Origin of the sequence: Streptomyces amritsarensis (genome assembly GCF_001953875.1) — a bacterium.
Taxonomy (GTDB): domain Bacteria; phylum Actinomycetota; class Actinomycetes; order Streptomycetales; family Streptomycetaceae; genus Streptomyces; species Streptomyces amritsarensis.
The window spans coordinates 1-16,116 of the sequence record NZ_MQUR01000131.1 but is presented as its reverse complement, the minus strand read 5'-3'; the positions used below and the strand labels follow the sequence as shown (position 1 = coordinate 16,116).

Genomic DNA, 16,116 nt, shown 5'->3' with positions numbered 1-16,116 from the left:
GCGCAGCGACATCGCGAAGCGACGCGAGGAACGAGCGCCCTTGAGGGACCGGCACGACACGGAGAGACGATGGGACTGACGGGAAACCCCCAGCACATCACTGACTCCCGCCCCGCCCAAATCCCGCTCCCGCACTCCCGCTGTGCCTTCGCTCCCGCCCCCGCCCAAACCCCGTCCCCGCGTTGCCGCCGCGCCTCTCATTCCCGCCCCGCCCAAACCCCGCTGCCCCACCCCCGCCGCACCTCTCACCCCCGCCGCGCCGAGACTCCGCCCCGAGCCGGTCCGCCGCACCTCTCACCCCCGCCTCGCCGGAGCCCGGCCTCCCAACGCCCGGCCCGGCCTTCACCCCGCCCCGCCTCGCCCGCTTCCGCCGTGCTCCGACCCCGCCCCGCCTGCCCCGCCGGCACCCCGCCGCCTGCACAGCCGGCCGTGGCCGCCGCGCGGCTACTTGGCCTCCGCCAGCGTGTGCGCCACGAGGGCGTTGGCGTGGCCGTGGCCCAGGCCGTGTTCCGTCTTCAGCCAGGCGACGAGTTCCATGTGCTTGGTCAGCGGCGAGGACCTGATGAGGTCCTTCCACTCGGCGATCGGCCGGCCGTACTTCTTCTCGATCGACGGGAAGTAGCTGGCGGGGCCCTTCACGGCGTCGGCCATGGCATATCTCCTTCGTTGCGATGTCGTCGCAGGTATGACCGCCGGAGGAACGAGAACTGAGCGCTCGGCGCGTTGTGACCTGCGCCACACCGAGGATCCTGCCCCCGGATGCTCTCGACGGGCTCGCCGCCCACTTCGGCGGCCGGACCGTCTGACCCGCGTCCCGCCACCCCGGCGCCCCGGCGTCCCGCCACCCCGCCGCGCATAGCCTGGGCGCCATGAGCAGCGAAGTCAGCGACGAGGTCAGTGACGGGTCCGGCGGAGAGACCGGCGGAGAGATCGGCGGCGGGGTCGGCGGTGAGGAGTTCCGTTCGGTGCTGCACGCCCTGCGCGTGTGGGACTCGCCGCTGCCCGGGTTCGACCCGGAGGCGGCGCCCGGCGAGCCGGTGGCGCTGTTCCGGGAGTGGTTCGTGCACGCCGCCCGGACCGGGCAGCCGGAGCCGCACACGATGAGCCTGGCCACGGTGGACGGCGAGGGGCGGCCCGACGTGCGGACTCTGATGCTGCACGACGTCGACGCGCGCGGCTGGCACTTCGCCTCGCACGCCACGAGCGCCAAGGGTGTGCAGCTGGCGGCGCGGCCGGAGGCGGCGCTCGGGTTCTACTGGCCGTCGGTGGGCCGGCAGGTCCGGGTCCGGGGCGCGGTCACCGCGTGCGGCCCGGAGGAGAGCCGGGCGGACCTGGCGGTCCGTTCGCGCGGTGCACTGGCGGCCGCGCTCACAGGCAGGCAGAGCGAGGTACTGGGCTCCGTGGAGGAGCTGGTGCGGGCTTCGGCTGCGGCCTGGGAGCGGGCCGGGTCGGAGCCTGACGCGCCGGCTCCGACCTGGACGCGGTACGTACTGGCCCCCGCCGAGGTGGAGTTCTTCCAGGGGGACGCCGCCCGCCGGCACACCCGTCTGCGCTACCGGCGCGCCGCCGGCGGCTCCTGGGTGCGCGAGCTGCTCTGGCCCTGACCGGGTCGGAAGCCCGCCACCCACACGCCGTCCGCCGCCTCGCGGAAGGTGACCGTCAGGGCCATGCCGATGCGCAGGTCGGCCGCCTCGCAGTCGACCACCTCGGTCATCATGCGCGGGCCTTCGGCCAGGTCGACGACGGCGGCCGTGTAGGGGACGCGTGTGCCGAACGGCGGGAGGTCGTTGCGGTGGATCACCGACCACGTGTAGAGGGTGGCCAGGCCGCTCGCGGGCTCCCAGGCCACCCGGTCCTCGCCGGCCCAGCAGTGCGGGCAGAACTCGCGCGGGTAGTGGTGTGCGCGGCCGCAGTCACCGCACCGTCGTAGCAGGAGCCGGCCCTGCGCCGCCGCGTCCCAGTAGGGGCGGGTGAAGTCGTCCACCTCGGGAAGGTCGTGGCGCACGGCGCCGACCGCGCCGACCGCGCCGACCATGCCGCGGGTACCGCCCACGCCACCGCCCACGACACCGGCCACGCCCGCCCCGGCACCGGCCACGCCCGCCGCGCCCCCGGCGCCCCCGGCGCCCCCGGCGGTCACAGGAACAGTCCGATCGTCGCGTCGAGGGACCAGGTCTGCCAGGACATGGCGAGCAGCGCGACGAGTGAGATGAGCGCCATCATCGCGTTCTGCCCCTGCTCGGCCCAGTCGTGGATCATCAGGACGAGGTAGAGGAGGTTCAGCAGGAGTCCGCCGATCAGGGCGACCGGGGTCAGGAAGCCGAGGACCAGGCCCAGCCCGAGGGCGAGTTCCGCGTAGACGACGATGTACGCCATCGCCTTCGGCCGGGGTGCGACGACCAGGTCGAAGCCGCCCTTGACGAAGGTCCAGCGGTGCTTGTCGGCGACGTCGGCGGCCCAGGCGATGCCGGTGCCGCGTTCGAACCAGCCCTTCTTGTCCTTGTGCCGCCAGCTCTCCAGCCACCACAGGCCGAGGCCTATCCGGAGCACGGCGAGCCATTCGGCCCCGCTGAGCCAGATGGTCTGCATCGGCAGCCCCCACCCCTCTCCCACTCGATCTGACGGTACGTCAGTTCAGCGGATGGGGAGCGATCCCGCAAGGCCCCGGTCCGCCACGGCTTCCGCGTACGCGGTCAGAACCCGCGCCCGTGACCGATCCGCAATCGATTCCCTCCTCGTCCGAGACCCATCAACCCAGCGTGGCGATACGATCACACCTCATGCCCGCAGCACCCGCACCAGCAGTCGACATGACCACCCAGCCCCGCCCCGTGTACGTCATCGGGGCCGGCCCCGGCGGCCTCGCCGCGGCCGCCGCCCTGCGCGCACGCGGGATCCGCGCCGTGGTCGTCGAGAAGTCCGACACCGTCGGCGCGTCGTGGCGGCGCCACTACGACCGGCTGCACCTGCACACCACGCGCCGGCTGTCCGCCCTGCCGGGCCTGGCGATGCCGCGCAGGTTCGGACGCTGGGTCTCCCGTGACGATGTCGTGCGCTATCTGGAGAAGTACGCGGAGTTCCACGAGGTGGAGCTCGTCACCGGCGTCGAGGTGACCCGGATCGAGCCCGACGCCGGGGACGAGGGCGGCTGGACCCTGCACGCCACCGGCGGGCGGGTGCTGACCGCCGCGGCCGTCGTCGTCGCCACCGGCTTCAACCACACACCCAGGCTGCCCGACTGGCCGGGCCGGGAGTCCTACGGCGGCCGGCTGCTGCACGCCGCCGACTACCGCAACCCCCAGCCGTTCGCGGGCCAGGACGTCCTCGTCGTCGGCGTCGGCAACACCGGCGCCGAGATAGCCGTCGACCTCGCCGAGGGCGGCGCGGCCCGGGTGCGGCTCGCCGTGCGCACCGCCCCGCACATCGTGCGCCGTTCCACGGCCGGCTGGCCGGCCCAGCGCAGCGGGATCCTCGTCCGGCGGCTGCCGGTGCGGCTCGTGGACCGGCTGGGTGCGCTCGTGGCCCGGGCTTCCGTCCCGGACCTGACGGCGTACGGGCTCCCGCGCCCCGCCGCCGGCCTGTACAGCCGGGTCAGGCAGGGGGCGATCCCGGTCCAGGACGTGGGCCTGATCGATGCGGTGCGTTCGGGCAGGGTGGAGCCGGTCGCCGCCGTGGAGTCCTTCGACGGGCCGGAGGTCGTCCTCGCCGACGGCTCGCGCATCACCCCGGACGTGGTGGTCGCGGCCACCGGGTACCACCGCCGGCTGGAGGGGCTGGTCGGCCATCTCGGCGTGTTGGACGAGCGCGGCCGCCCCCGTACGCACGGCGCCCGCACCGCCGCGACGGCCGACGGCCTGTACTTCACCGGCTTCACCAATCCCATCAGCGGGATGTTCCGGGAGATGGCCCTGGACGCGGAGAAGATCGCCAAGGCGGTGGCCCGGCGGAGGGCCCGCCCCTGACCGGGCACGCCAGCCGACCTCCTGACCGGGCACGCCGACCCGCCCCCGACCCGGAAAAACGCCGGTCCGCCCGTCACAGGAGATGGTCCAGGTCGTACAGCCGCTGGTGCCACCAGGCTCCCCCGCGGTGCGGCCGCGTGTGGGCGAACGGGTCGGGCACGGTGCGGCGCCACAGTTCCTCGTCCAGTCCGGCCGGCAGGGCCCGCAGTTCCCGGCGCGGCCAGGGCGCAAGCCTGCGCGCGACCAGGTCGAGGAGGTCGCGGGCCACGGCGATGTCGTTGCGGAGGTCGCACGACTCGCAGGCGCAGTAGTCCCGCCGCAGGTACAGCCGGCGGCCCGGCAGGGCGAGGAAGGAGCGGCAGGTCCTGAGAGCGGTCCGGGTCGCCCCGGGCCGGAGTCCCTCGTCGTACGGACGCCGGCACTCCTCGCGGTGGACCGCGGCGACCGTCCGCGAGGAGAGGCGGTCGATCCGGGTGGGCCACGGCCTGGGCGGCTCGGCGTACCGGCAGCGGCCGGCAGCCGTGTACCTGTGGAGTGGCAGTGCTCGTTGCGCGCGAACCGCGCCGGGCCGCCTACGCGGCATGGGCCTTTCGGACAGCAGTCACAGGTGGATGATCACACCGCCGCGAGAGAACGTCCAGAGCCGGCGGGCGTCGAGAGCGCCGACCCGGACCGCGGGCCGGGCGATCTCGGCCGGAAGTGCGCTCTGGACCCGCTCCGCGGGCATCTGTCACCGTTGACCACACCACCTCCACCAGCTTTCCTGCGCAGCCCTGTTCCTGACGGCACGTCAGTTCAGTAATCTGACTACACGTCAGTTATCGAGTTCCATCGAGGTTCATCGAGCAGGAGCGGGCGGAACGATGCTTGGATCTACTCACGGCACCCTCACCACCGACTTCCGCGCACGGGTCGAGGCCTGCGGGGAGACCCCCAGGACGGCCGTCCATTCGTCTGCGGCGCCCTCCGCCGACGACGCGATCCCCGTGGACGTCAGCGGGCGGCCGCTGCACGCCGACGTGCCCGACCTGGACCGGTTCTTCCGGCCCGAGTCCGTGGCGGTCATCGGCGCCTCCGACGCCGAGGGCCGACCCAACACCGGCATCACCCGCCAGCTCATCGCCTGGGCGGACCGCGTGGGCGCCCGGATACACCCGGTGCACCCCAGCCGCCCCACCGTTTTCGGGCTGGCCTGCCACTCCTCGGTCGCCGACCTGCCCGAACAGGTGGACCTCGCCGTCCTGCTGGTCTCCGACCCGCTGCCCGTCATCGAGGAACTCGCCGAGACCAAGGTGAAGTTCGCCGTCGCGTTCGCCTCCGGCTTCGCGGAGACCGGCGGCGCCGGAGCCGCCGCACAGGAGCGCCTCGCCGCCGCGGTCCGGCGCTCCGGGCTGCGCCTGCTGGGCCCCAACACCAACCTCAACGCCTTCGAGGAGTTCCGCGACGACCTCGACGGCCCGGCGATCGCCCTGATCACCCAGTCCGGCCACCAGGGCCGGCCCGTCTACACCCTCCAGGAACTGGGCGTCCGGCTGTCCCACTGGGCACCCACGGGCAACGAGGCCGACCTGGAGACCTCGGACTTCATCTCCTACTTCGCCGAGCAGCCCGAGGTCGGCGCCATCGCCTGCTACGTGGAGGGCCTCAAGGACGGCCGGTCCTTCCTCCTGGCCGCCGACCGGGCCGCCCGCAACGGCGTCCCCGTCGTCGCCGTCAAGGTCGGCCGCACCGAGACCGGCGCCCGCATGGCCGCCTCCCACACCGGGAAGCTGACCGGCGCCGACACCGTCGTGGACGCCGCCATGCGCCAGTTCGGCGTGATCCGCGTCGACGGCCTCGACGAGCTCCAGGACACGGCCGCCCTCCTCGCCCGGGCCCGCCGGCCCCGCACCGACGGCGTCGTCGTGTACTCCATCTCCGGCGGCACCGGGGCCCACTTCTCCGACCTTGCCACCGAGGCGGGCCTGACCCTGCCCACCCTCTCGCAGGCCAAGCAGGACGAACTCCACCAGTGGATCCCGCCGTACCTGAACGTCGCCAACCCCGTCGACAACGGCGGCCACCCCGTCGGCGACTGGCGCGGCCGGAAGATCATCGACGCGATCCTCGCCGACCCGTCGGTGGGGGTCCTGATCTGCCCGATCACCGGCCCCTTCCCCCCGATGAGCGACAGGCTCGCCCAGGACCTGGTGGACGCCGCCGAGCAGACCGACAAGCTGGTCTGCGTGATCTGGGGCTCCCCGGTCGGCACCGAGGACGCCTACCGCACCACCCTCCTCGGCTCCTCCCGCGTGGCCACCTTCCGCACCTTCGGCAACTGCATCACCGCCGTACGCGCCTACCTCGGCCACCACCGCTTCACCGCCCGCTACCGCTCCCCCTTCGAGGACGCGCCGCGCACGCCGTCGCCCTCGTACCGCAAGGCGCAGGCCCTCATGCGGCCGGGACAGCAGCTCAGCGAGCATGCCGCGAAACAGCTCCTGCGCGCCTACGGGATACGGGTGCCCCGCGAGCAGCTGGTGACGAGCGCGGCGGCGGCCGTACGTGCCGCCGGGCTGGTCGGCTACCCGGTGGTGATGAAGGCCTCCGGCCCGCAGCTCGGCCACAAGACCGAGCTGGGCCTGGTGAAGATCGGCCTGACCTCCGCGAGCCAGATCCGCGACGCGTACCGGGAGCTGACCGACATCGCCCGCTACGAGAACGTCCCGCTCGACGGGATCCTGGTCTGCCAGATGGTGGAACGGGGCGTGGAGATGGTCGTCGGGGTCACGCAGGACGACCTCTTCGGCCCGACCGTCACCGTCGGGCTGGGCGGCGTCCTCGTCGAGGTCCTGCACGACGCGGCGGTCCGCGTCCCGCCGTTCGGCGAGGACCAGGCGCGGGCGATGCTCAGGGAGCTGCGCGGCCACGCCCTCCTGGAGGGCGTACGGGGCGCGCCCCCGGCCGACGTGGACGCGCTGGTGGAGGTCATCCTGCGGGTCCAGCGGATGGCCCTGGAGTTCGGCGGCGAACTCGCCGAGCTGGACATCAACCCCCTGATGGTCCTCCCCCGCGGGCAGGGCGCGGTGGCCCTGGACGCCCTCGCCATCTGCCGCTGACCGCTGACGCTGTCCTCGCCGTACGTGCGCTGCGCGTCCGTGCCCTCGAACGCCGGGTGGGCCGGATCTTCCGGCCGCACCCACCTGAACGGGAGTTTCACGCATGACACGCGCCCCCGAGGACGACGTCCTCCACCGCACCGAGAACAACGTCTCGTGGATCACCCTCAACCGCCCCGAGGCGATGAACGCCGTCACCTGGGCCCAGCGCGAGCGTGTCATCGCGCTGCTCGCCGAGGCCTCCGCCGACCCCGCCGTCCGGGCGGTCGTCCTGACCGCCACCGGCAAGGGCTTCTGCGCGGGCGCCGATCTGCGGGGCGCACCGGCCGCCGGCGGTGACCGGGTCGCCGGGGACGTGGCCCGCATGATCCGCCTCGGCGCGCAGCGCCTGATCACCGCGGTGCTCGACTGCGAGAAGCCGGTGGTCGCGGCCGTCAACGGCACGGCCGCCGGTATCGGCGCGCACCTGGCCCTCGCCTGCGACCTGGTGATCGCCGCCGAAGGGGCCCGTTTCATCGAGGTGTTCGTGCGCCGCGGCCTGGTCCCGGACGGGGGCGGCGCGTACCTGCTGCCCCGTCTGGTCGGCCCGCAGAAGGCGAAGGAGCTGATGTTCTTCGGGGACGCCGTCCCGGCGGCCGAGGCCGAGCGGCTCGGCCTGGTCAACAGGGTGGTTCCGGCCGAGGAGCTCCGGACGGCGGCCCGGGAGTGGGCCGAGCGGCTGGCGCAGGGCCCGACCCGGGCCTTGGCCATGACGAAGCAGCTGGTCAACGCCTCCCTGGACGGCGACCGGGCGGCCGCGCTGGCCGCCGAGGCCACCGCTCAGGAGATCAACATGGCTACCGCCGACGCGAACGAGGGCGTGGCGAGCTTCGTGGAGCGGCGCACGCCCACGTATTTGGGGCGGTGAGCCGCGCCGGGGCCGCTCGCCCGCGGCCTACATCTGCGGGTCGGGCTTCAGCAGCGCGAACACCGCGCCGAAGGGGTCCGCCAGCCAGCCGATCCGCCCGACGTCCGGCACGTCGGCGGCCGGCATGAGGACGGTCCCGCCGTTCGCCTCGGCCCTGGCGACGGTGGCGTCGACGTCGCCGACGTGGAAGTAGGGCACCCAGCGCGCCTCCCCGCCCTCTCCGTCCTCGCTGCCGCCCGCGCCCTCGCCGAGCGGTGCGACGCCGCCGAAGGAGGCGTCCTCCTGGTCGCCGTCGGCGGTGCTCAGGACCCGGTACGTCATCCCGGGCGCCTGCATCTCGGCGTGCCGCCACCCGAACAGGGCGGCGTAGAAGGCGATGTCGGCGACCGGGTCGGGGACGTGGAGTTCCGTCCACACCAGCGTGTTCTCTGCGGAGGCGATGCCGAACCCGGCGGTGTTCCCGGGCTGCCAGCAGGCGAACTCGGCGCCCTGCGGGTCGGTGAACTGCGCCAGCCATCCCTCCCCCATGACGTCCGTGGGCTCCATGCGCACCGTCCCGCCGCCGGCCCGGACGGCCCCGGTGGTGGCCTGGATGTCGGGGGTCATGAAGTGCTGCATCCAGGCCGAGCGGGCGCCCTCCTCGGTGAGCGGTCCGAGGGCGGCGACGGTCTTGCCGTCCTGCCGGAAGAACCCGTACCCGCCGGCCTCGGGTCCGGCGGATGCGAACTCCCAGCCGAAGAGGGCCCCGTAGAACGCGGCGGCCGCGGCGGTGTCGGGGCTGCCGAGGTCGAGCCAGTTGGGTGATCCGGTGCGGAAGTCGGTGCCGAGCATGTGCCCTCCGGGGTACGGCGGCTGTACGGGTCGCAGCCACGATGCCGAGCCTCCTCCCCCGCCCGCGCCCGCGGAGCCGCCCGCCGGTCCGGTTTCACCCGTGCGGGTGCGCGTCCGCTGCGCCCGCGTGCCGGTGCGGCGTCCTCGCCGGGCGCGGTCCTGCACCCACCCCTTCACATCTGACGAACCGTCAGCTTCAATCGGGGGTGTGATGGGACATGCAGGGATGGCGGCCACCGTCGTCCGATACCTCAGGTCAGTCGGCTCCCCCACCTCCGCCACGGCGCAGCGGGAACCCGAGTCCGTCGACGCCCTGCCGCGTCCCGATCTGCGGGCCGTCGGCGAGGACGAGCGCGCGCCGGTCAGCCCCGCCGAATTCCGGGCCGTGCTCGGGAACTTCGCCAGCGGCGTCACGGTCATCACCGCGCCGCCCGGCGCGGACGGGGAGGGGGACGGGGGCGGGCCGGCCGGGTTCGCCTGCCAGTCCTTCGCCTCGCTGTCCCTGGACCCTCCCCTGGTCACCTTCATGGTGGCCCGTACGTCGACCACCTGGCCGCGGATCGCCCGCGCCGGGGTGTTCTGCGTCAACATCCTGGGGGCCGAGCAGGGCGAGCTGTGCCGGTCCTTCGCCGTGAGCGGCGCGGACAAGTTCGCCGGGGTGGCCCACAGCCCGGCCCCCGTCACCGGGTCCCCGCAGCTCGAAGCCGTGCCCGCATGGATCGACTGCCGGATCCACGCCGTCCACACGGGCGGGGACCACCTCATCGTCGTGGGCCGGGTCGTGGCCATGGGCGCGGCCGGGGAGGGCGATCCGCTCCTCTTCCACAAGGGCCGCTTCGGCCGCCTCGCCGGCTGACGGGCGCCGGCGGCAGGACGCCGGATGCCGGTCCGCCCCGGGGGCGGACCGGCATGCACCACGACCGGCGGCGGTTCAGAAGGTGAGCACCCCGCGCGCCACCCGCCCGTGGTGGGCGTCGTCGACGGCCTTGGCGAAGTCCTCGACCGGGTAGACCTCCGTCACCAGCTCGTCCAGCAGCAGGCGGCCCTGCCGGTAGAGCTCCGCGTAGAGGGCGATGTCGCGCTGGGGGCGCGAGGAGCCGTACCGGCAGCCCATGATCGTCTTGTCGAGGTACATGGACGACACGAGGAACGACGCCTCCTCCTTGAAGCCGGGCACGCCGAGCAGCACCGCCTGGCCGTGCCGGTCGAGGAGGTCGACGGCCTGCCGGATCAGTCCGACGTCGCCCACGCACTCGAAGGCGTGGTCGGCGCCGGTCGGCAGGATCTCGCGGACCGCCGCCGAGGAGTCGGCGACCGCGGACGCGTCGATGAAGTGCGTGGCCCCGAACTGCCGGGCCACCGCCTCCTTCGCCGGGTTCGCGTCCACCGCCACGACCGTCGCGGCCCCGGCGATCCGGGCGCCCTGGAGCACGTTGAGCCCGATGCCTCCGGTGCCGATGACGACGACGGTCTCGCCGTGGTCGACGCGGGCCCGGTTGAGGACCGCCCCCACCCCGGTCAGTACCCCGCAGCCGATGAGCGCCGCCGACGTCAGCGGGATGTCGGCCGGGATCCTCACCGCCTGCACGGCCTTGACGATCGTCTTCTCCGCGAAGGCGGAGTTGGAGGCGAACTGGTAGAGGGGCCTGCCGCCCCGCGAGAACGGCTGCCCGGGCATCCCGATCGCCTTGCGGCACATCGTGGGCCGGCCCCGGTCGCAGTCCGCGCACGCCCCGCAGTTGGCCAGCGTGGACAGCGACACGTGATCGCCGGGCGCCACGTGCGTGACGCCCTCGCCGACGGCCTCCACCACCCCCGCGCCCTCGTGCCCCAGCACCACCGGCGGCGGGAAGGGGATCGTCCCGTCCATCACCGACAGGTCGCTGTGGCACAGCCCGGCCGCGCCGATCGCGACGAGCACCTCCCCCGGCCCCGGGTCCCGGATCTCCAGGTCGTCGACCACCCGGGCCTGCTTGCCGTCGAACACGACGCCTCTCACCTGGACTCCTTAGGCAGGCCGAGCACACGCTCGGCGATGATGTCGCGCTGGATCTCGTCCGAACCGCCGTAGATCGTGTCGGCACGGGTGAACAGGAACAGGCGCTGCTCCCCGTCGAGTCCGAGCTCGTACGGCAGCTCCGGCGACCACGTGCCCGGCCCGGCGGCGGCCGCCGCACCCCTGACCTCCACCGCCAGCTCCCCGAGCCTGCGGTGCCAGCCGCCCCACAGCAGCTTGGCCACGCTCGGCGCGCCCGGATCGCCCTGCGCGCCCAGGGTCCGCAGCGCGTTCCAGCGCATGGTGCGCAGCTCGGCCCACTGCCGTACGAGGCGGTCGCGGACCACCGGGTCGGCCGTCCCCGAGGCCGCGTACAGGCCGAGGACGCGTTCCAGCTCGGCGGCGAAGCCGATCTGCTGGACCAGGGTGGACACGCCCCGTTCCAGCGCCAGCAGGCACATGGCCACGGTCCAGCCGCCGCCCTGCGCGCCGACGACCTCCGCGGCCACCGCCCCGTCGAAGAACACCTCGTTGAACTCCGCGGTGCCCGACATCTGGCGGATCGGCCGGACCTCCACGCGGCCCGGCTGGTCCATGCGGACCAGGAGGAAGGACAGCCCGCGGTGGCGCTTGGATCCGGGCTCGGTGCGGGCCAGGACGAAGCACCAGTCGGCCTCCCGGGCCAGGGAGGTCCAGATCTTCTGCCCGGTGACGCGGAAGAGCCCGTCGGCCGGGTCGCGCACGGCCGCGGTGCGGATGCCCGCGAGGTCGGAGCCGGCGCCCGGCTCGCTGTAGCCCTGGCACCACAGCTCCTCGCCGCGCGCGACGGCCGGCAGGAAGCGGCGCTGCTGCTCCGGGCTGCCGTAGGCGATCAGGGTGGGCGCGAGGAGGTTCTCGCCGATGTGGCCGACCCGGCCGGGGGCGCGCAGCGCCGCGTACTCCTCGGCCCACACCACCTGCCCGGTCAGCGACAGCCGCCGCTGCCCGTACGCCCCGTCCGGCGCGTCCCAGCCCTGGCCGATCCAGCCGCCGCGGCCGAGCTCCCGCTCCCAGTCGCGGCGGGCCTGCACACCCTCGTGCTCGCTGCCCGGCCCGCCGAGGCCGACGGCGTGCGCGTACGGGCCCACGAGGTGCTCCGCCAGCCAGGCCCGGGCCTGCGCGCGCAGTTCCTCGTCCTCGGCCCCGAAGCCGAAATCCATGCCGCGCCCCCCGTCAGGCGTTGGGGCGGTCCTTGGCGGCCGCCGCCTTGGCCATGGCCTCCAACTGCGCCAGCATCGGCATGGGGTCGGTGCCGACCGTCCCGGGCAGGAAGTCGGCGATCTTCTCCGGGGTCCAGGAGCCCTCGGCGTATCCGGCGCGCAGCTCGCGCGGCTGCGCCCAGACGGCGATCTTCGGGCCGGCGATCGTGTAGACCTGCCCGGTGATGGGTTCGCCGCCGACGGCGACGGCCTTGTCGGAGAGCAGGTAGGTGACCAGGGCCGCGACGTCCTCGGGTTCGCCGATCTCCTTGAGCTCCATGGGCACGTTCGCGGACATGCGGGTGCGGGCGACGGGTGCGACGGCGTTGGCGGTGACGCCGTACTTGGCGAGGCCCAGCGCGGCGGAGCGGACGAGGGAGATGACCCCGCCCTTGGCGGCGCTGTAGTTGGCCTGGGCGACCGAGCCCTGGTGGTTTCCGCTGGTGAAGCCGATCAGGGTGCCCGAGCCCTGGCGGCGCATGACGGCGGACGCGGCGCGGAAGACGGTGAAGGTGCCCTTGAGGTGGGTGGCGACCACCGGGTCCCATTCCTCCTCGGACATGTTGAACAGCATCCGTTCGCGCAGGATGCCGGCCACGCAGACGACGCCGTCGAGGCGTCCGTACTGCGCGAGGGCGGTGTCGACGATGCGCTGGCCGCCCGCCATGGTGGAGATGTCGTCGGCGACGGCGACGGCCTCGCCCCCGGCGGCCTGGATCTCCTTCACGACGCCGTCGGCTATCTCGCTGGTGGGCTCCCCGCCCCCGATGCCGACGCCGTAGTCGTTGACGACGACCTTGGCGCCCTCGGCGGCCGCGGCGAGTGCCACGGCCCGTCCGATGCCCCGGCCGGCGCCGGTGACGGCGACGACCCTGCCTGCCAAGAAGTTCCCCACGCCCGGCCCCTTCCCGCGGTTTCTGACGGACCGTTAGATTCTATGGGTAGTCGGATGTCCGCGCACAAGCCCTCGTTGCCGTATTCACGCAAGGAGCCGTCGACGCCCATGACCCTGCCTGCCGAGTTCCACGACATAGCCAAGCGCGTCAACAACTGGGGGCGCTGGGGCGCCGACGACGAGATCGGCACCCTGAACCTGATCACCGACGAGGTGGTCCGGGGCGCGGCCGCGGAGATCCGCAGCGGCCGCCGCGTCTCCCTGGCGCTGCCCCTGAAGGCGGACGGGGTCCAGGTCGGCATGATCCCCGGCCGGATCAACCCGCTGCACACGATGGTGCAGATCAACCAGGAGCTCTTCGGTCCGGGCACGGTGGCGTGCAGCGACGACGCCGTCAGCATGGGACTGCAGGCGGGCACCCACTGGGACGCCCTCACCCACGTCTCGCACTCCGGCCGGATCTACAACGGCCGCCCCGCCGGCACCATCACGGCGCACGGCCGGGCCGAGTTCAGCGGCATCGACAAGGCCGCCCCCATCGTCTCGCGCGGGGTGCTCCTCGACGTGGCCCGCGCCAAGGGCCTCGACCGGCTGCCGGGCGACCACGCGGTGACCCCGGAGGACCTGGCGCAGGCCGAGGAGTTCGGCCGGGTCACGGTCCGCCCCGGCGACATCGTCCTGGTCCGCACCGGCCAGATCCAGCTCTACCTGGCGGGCGACAAGCACGGATACGGCTTCCCCTCCCCCGGGCTGTCGGTCCGTACGCCGCAGTGGTTCCACGCGCGGGACGTGGCGGCCGTCGCGAACGACACCCTGACCTTCGAGATCTTCCCGCCGGAGATCGAGAACCTGTGGCTGCCCGTCCACGCCCTCGACCTGGTGGAGATGGGCATGCACCAGGGGCAGAACTGGGACCTCGAAAAACTGTCCACAGCCTGTGCAGAAGAAGAGCGGTACGCCTTCCTCCTGTCCGCCATGCCCGAGCCGTTCGTCGGCGCCACGGGCACCCCGGTGGCCCCGGTGGCCATCCTCTGAGACGCGTCCGCGCAGGTGGCGGGGGGCGGCGGCACCCCGGCCGCCCGGGGCCCGCACCGAGTGGAACCATGTTGTGTCCATGACGCGTCACCGTTCTCGCGTCACCCCCCGCTCCTCACCACCCTCAGCACAGGAGAAGCGCATGTCCAACCCGTACCAGGCGTCCCCACCCCCGCAGCAGCCGCCGCCCTTCACCCCGGGAACCCCGCAGCGGCGCGGGAGCAACAAGTTCGTCATCTTCCTGGTCGTCGCCCTGGTCGTCGTCGGCGCCTACGGCGCCTCCAAGGTGCTGGGGGCGGACAAGGGCAAGACGTCCGGGTCCGGGTCGACCTCCGCCTCCGCGTCGCCGTCGGCCAAGCCCACGGCCAAGGGCCCCGGCTCCCCGGAGTCCTCCTCCGACACCTCCAGCGTGTGGAAGGTCGGCGACTGCGGCGGACCCGACCCCTCCAAGGGCGCCGACGCGTACAAGCGGACGGGCTGCTCCGACTCCGGGGCCTCCTTCAAGGCCATCGACATCAAGGAGGCCAGCATCCTGCCGGGCTCCATCCAGTGCCCGGCCGGCACCGACGTGATGATCGAGGTGAGCATCTCCTACAACGGCGGCAAGTCGAGCGGCCTCCCCACCAACACCGTCTGCGGCCGCAACCTGTCCAACGACCACCCCGGCGACGCGGGCGCCGGCGGCGGCCAGCTCGTCAAGGGCGACTGCGTGACCTCCCAGGCCAAGGAGGTCCCCTGCGGCGGCTCGGGCGCACAGAAGGTCCTCGGCCTGGTCAAGACGAAGGAAGAGTGCCCCTCCGGCACCACGGACCCCATCCGTCTGACCATTTCGGTGGGTCGCCCCTATGACGTGATCTGCACCGACGGCTGACCTCCGCCCCGCCGCCCGCCGCGCTCCGCCGCCCGGCCCGCCGGGCCGCGGAGCGCGCCGCGGACGGTGGCGGTGGCTGCTGGTGGCGGTGGGTGTGCCGCGGGTGGCTGCGGCGTACCGCGGGCGGCGGCGGTGGCCGCAGTGTGCTGCGGGTGGCGGCGGCGCGCGTGCACGCCCCGAGCGCGGCACGGCAGCCGCCACCCGGACGGTCCGCCTGCACGGCAGTCGCAGACCCCGCCCCCACCACCCTGGCTCAGCCGACGAGTCGGAGCCACACAGCCTTCTCGCCCTCCCCTGCAACCACCCTGACGTTGGGGCGTGGTCATGCACACCACGGCCGAGGGGCGGTTGCCGCCGCTGAGGAGGAATCCACAGGAGTCGCCCTATCAGGCACCGGCTGGCGGATTTCCGTAGTCGAATGGCGCACTCGTCCGCCAGATGATCGGCCGACCCTTTTTCGGACTGGCCCGACTCGGCCTGGCCCAAGACACCCACTGCCGCGAAGAAGTCGCGGCGCGCCGCCGAATTCAATCGTTGCCACACACTCACCAGATCCCTCGGAGATCCACGCCGGACACAGAACGGGAAACATGACGTCGTCGCGGATCATTGCCGCCTGAACTCTCCAGCCGCCGGTATGAGCAGCATTCCACCGATCCGCGCACAGGTCTCCCGGACGCCCTCACGCCACCCAGCCAACCCTGCCGATCAGGCAGTATCCGGAATACTGGGTACCGCTCATGTAAATTTCAGCATCGCCGATCACCAAGCTCAGATGATCCTCAAGAAGATAGCCCCGGGCTCTGCGGCCGATTACTGTCTACCCGACCGAATAATCTCGGTAGCGTGACCGGCTACCAAAACACTGGGGGACAATATGACGCGCATGAAGCGCACGGTGAGCGCGGCTGCGGCCGCTCTCGTCATGGCATCCGGCATTGGCTTCGTGAGCGCCGGCCAGGCATCTGCACGGGAATGCCACTACCCCACAAAGTCGTGCAACTGGGAGCCCACCCAGGAGCTTTGCCGGATCAACGGGCAGATCGTGGGCAAGCTCGGATACACGCTGGACAAGACCCCGCAGCCCTACCAGTCGCGCGCCCGGAAGTGCATGGCGCACGTCTGGCCGAGCCGCGGCTGATCGCTTCCCGCGAGGGTAGGCCAGGTGGCCGTCCGCGACGCTCATGCGGCCGGGCGGCCATCCGCCGTTCCCCCTGTTCCGAAGAATGCGGGTGGCGGCGGCGCGCGTGCACGCCCCGAGCGCGGCACGGCAGCCGCCACCC

17 protein-coding genes are annotated in these 16,116 nt (G+C 73.1%); 8 read left to right on the top strand and 9 right to left on the bottom strand.

Annotation, left to right across the window (positions count from 1 at the left end; genetic code table 11):
• Positions 1 to 444: 444 nt before the first annotated feature.
• Entirely contained in the window at positions 445 to 651 is a 207-nt protein-coding gene (locus AVW11_RS32845) for a DUF4287 domain-containing protein (RefSeq protein WP_030856188.1), read from the bottom strand.
• 218 nt (positions 652 to 869) lie between these two features.
• On the opposite strand from AVW11_RS32845, the gene AVW11_RS32840 reads away from it, so the two are divergent.
• The gene (locus AVW11_RS32840; RefSeq protein ID WP_079250888.1) at positions 870 to 1,604 is read left to right on the top strand and encodes a pyridoxine/pyridoxamine 5'-phosphate oxidase; all 735 of its coding nucleotides are present in this window, start codon (positions 870 to 872) and stop codon (positions 1,602 to 1,604) included.
• On the opposite strand, the gene AVW11_RS32835 is transcribed toward AVW11_RS32840, so the two are convergent.
• On the bottom strand, positions 1,553 to 2,035 hold the full coding sequence (locus tag AVW11_RS32835; protein ID WP_079250890.1) for a Zn-ribbon domain-containing OB-fold protein: 483 nt from the start codon (positions 2,033 to 2,035) through the stop codon (positions 1,553 to 1,555). The genes AVW11_RS32840 and AVW11_RS32835 overlap by 52 nt on opposite strands.
• A 101-nt stretch (positions 2,036 to 2,136) precedes the next feature.
• A complete protein-coding gene (locus AVW11_RS32830) occupies positions 2,137 to 2,589 on the bottom strand; it encodes a DoxX family protein (RefSeq protein WP_076046851.1) in 453 nt (150 codons plus the stop codon).
• A 191-nt stretch (positions 2,590 to 2,780) separates the two neighbouring features.
• Between AVW11_RS32830 and AVW11_RS32825 the strand changes: the two genes are divergently transcribed.
• Positions 2,781 to 3,962, top strand: coding sequence for a flavin-containing monooxygenase (locus AVW11_RS32825; protein WP_076046850.1), 1,182 nt, complete (start codon positions 2,781 to 2,783; stop codon positions 3,960 to 3,962).
• Positions 3,963 to 4,035: 73 nt separating this feature from the next.
• Here the strand turns inward: AVW11_RS32825 and AVW11_RS32820 are convergent, their stop codons facing one another.
• Positions 4,036 to 4,545: a hypothetical protein gene (locus AVW11_RS32820; RefSeq protein ID WP_076046849.1), complete on the bottom strand. Its 510-nt coding sequence runs from the start codon at positions 4,543 to 4,545 to the stop codon at positions 4,036 to 4,038.
• 18 nt (positions 4,546 to 4,563) lie between these two features.
• Positions 4,564 to 4,689, bottom strand: a complete 126-nt coding sequence (locus tag AVW11_RS39050) for a hypothetical protein (RefSeq protein WP_263973232.1) — start codon at positions 4,687 to 4,689, stop codon at positions 4,564 to 4,566.
• A 136-nt stretch (positions 4,690 to 4,825) separates the two neighbouring features.
• Here AVW11_RS39050 and AVW11_RS32815 point away from each other — a divergent pair, with 136 nt between their 5' ends.
• Together AVW11_RS32815 and AVW11_RS32810 are read left to right on the top strand one after the other, a co-directional pair.
• On the top strand, positions 4,826 to 7,060 hold the full coding sequence (locus tag AVW11_RS32815; protein WP_076046848.1) for an acetate--CoA ligase family protein: 2,235 nt from the start codon (positions 4,826 to 4,828) through the stop codon (positions 7,058 to 7,060).
• 103 nt (positions 7,061 to 7,163) lie between these two features.
• Positions 7,164 to 7,967: an enoyl-CoA hydratase/isomerase family protein gene (locus tag AVW11_RS32810; protein WP_076046847.1), complete on the top strand. Its 804-nt coding sequence runs from the start codon at positions 7,164 to 7,166 to the stop codon at positions 7,965 to 7,967.
• Between the two features lie 27 nt (positions 7,968 to 7,994).
• Here the strand turns inward: AVW11_RS32810 and AVW11_RS32805 are convergent, their stop codons facing one another.
• Positions 7,995 to 8,798, bottom strand: coding sequence for a VOC family protein (locus AVW11_RS32805; protein WP_076046846.1), 804 nt, complete (start codon positions 8,796 to 8,798; stop codon positions 7,995 to 7,997).
• A 211-nt stretch (positions 8,799 to 9,009) separates the two neighbouring features.
• Here AVW11_RS32805 and AVW11_RS32800 point away from each other — a divergent pair, with 211 nt between their 5' ends.
• Positions 9,010 to 9,654, top strand: a complete 645-nt coding sequence (locus AVW11_RS32800; protein ID WP_420856419.1) for a flavin reductase family protein — start codon at positions 9,010 to 9,012, stop codon at positions 9,652 to 9,654.
• Positions 9,655 to 9,729: 75 nt separating this feature from the next.
• Here AVW11_RS32800 and AVW11_RS32795 read toward each other — a convergent pair whose 3' ends face one another.
• The 3 genes from AVW11_RS32795 to AVW11_RS32785 are packed head-to-tail and all read right to left on the bottom strand — an operon-like array spanning position 9,730 to position 12,927.
• A complete protein-coding gene (locus tag AVW11_RS32795; RefSeq protein ID WP_060179486.1) occupies positions 9,730 to 10,797 on the bottom strand; it encodes a Zn-dependent alcohol dehydrogenase in 1,068 nt (355 codons plus the stop codon).
• A complete protein-coding gene (locus AVW11_RS32790; RefSeq protein WP_076046844.1) occupies positions 10,794 to 11,993 on the bottom strand; it encodes an acyl-CoA dehydrogenase family protein in 1,200 nt (399 codons plus the stop codon). The genes AVW11_RS32795 and AVW11_RS32790 overlap by 4 nt, the downstream gene beginning before the upstream one ends.
• A gap of 13 nt (positions 11,994 to 12,006) precedes the next feature.
• Positions 12,007 to 12,927 carry an SDR family NAD(P)-dependent oxidoreductase gene (locus tag AVW11_RS32785; protein ID WP_076046843.1) on the bottom strand — a complete coding sequence of 307 codons (921 nt, stop codon included), beginning with the start codon at positions 12,925 to 12,927 and terminating at the stop codon, positions 12,007 to 12,009.
• A 108-nt stretch (positions 12,928 to 13,035) separates the two neighbouring features.
• Here AVW11_RS32785 and AVW11_RS32780 point away from each other — a divergent pair, with 108 nt between their 5' ends.
• The 3 genes from AVW11_RS32780 (at position 13,036) to AVW11_RS32770 (ending at position 15,974) form a co-directional block, all read left to right on the top strand.
• Complete coding sequence (locus AVW11_RS32780) at positions 13,036 to 13,962, top strand: cyclase family protein (RefSeq protein WP_076046842.1); 927 nt, start codon at positions 13,036 to 13,038, stop codon at positions 13,960 to 13,962.
• Positions 13,963 to 14,104: 142 nt separating this feature from the next.
• Entirely contained in the window at positions 14,105 to 14,833 is a 729-nt protein-coding gene (locus tag AVW11_RS32775) for a hypothetical protein (protein WP_079250887.1), read from the top strand.
• 886 nt (positions 14,834 to 15,719) lie between these two features.
• Positions 15,720 to 15,974 (top strand): hypothetical protein, encoded by a 255-nt coding sequence (locus AVW11_RS32770; RefSeq protein WP_143568929.1) that lies wholly within the window; start codon positions 15,720 to 15,722, stop codon positions 15,972 to 15,974.
• Positions 15,975 to 16,116: the final 142 nt, after the last annotated feature.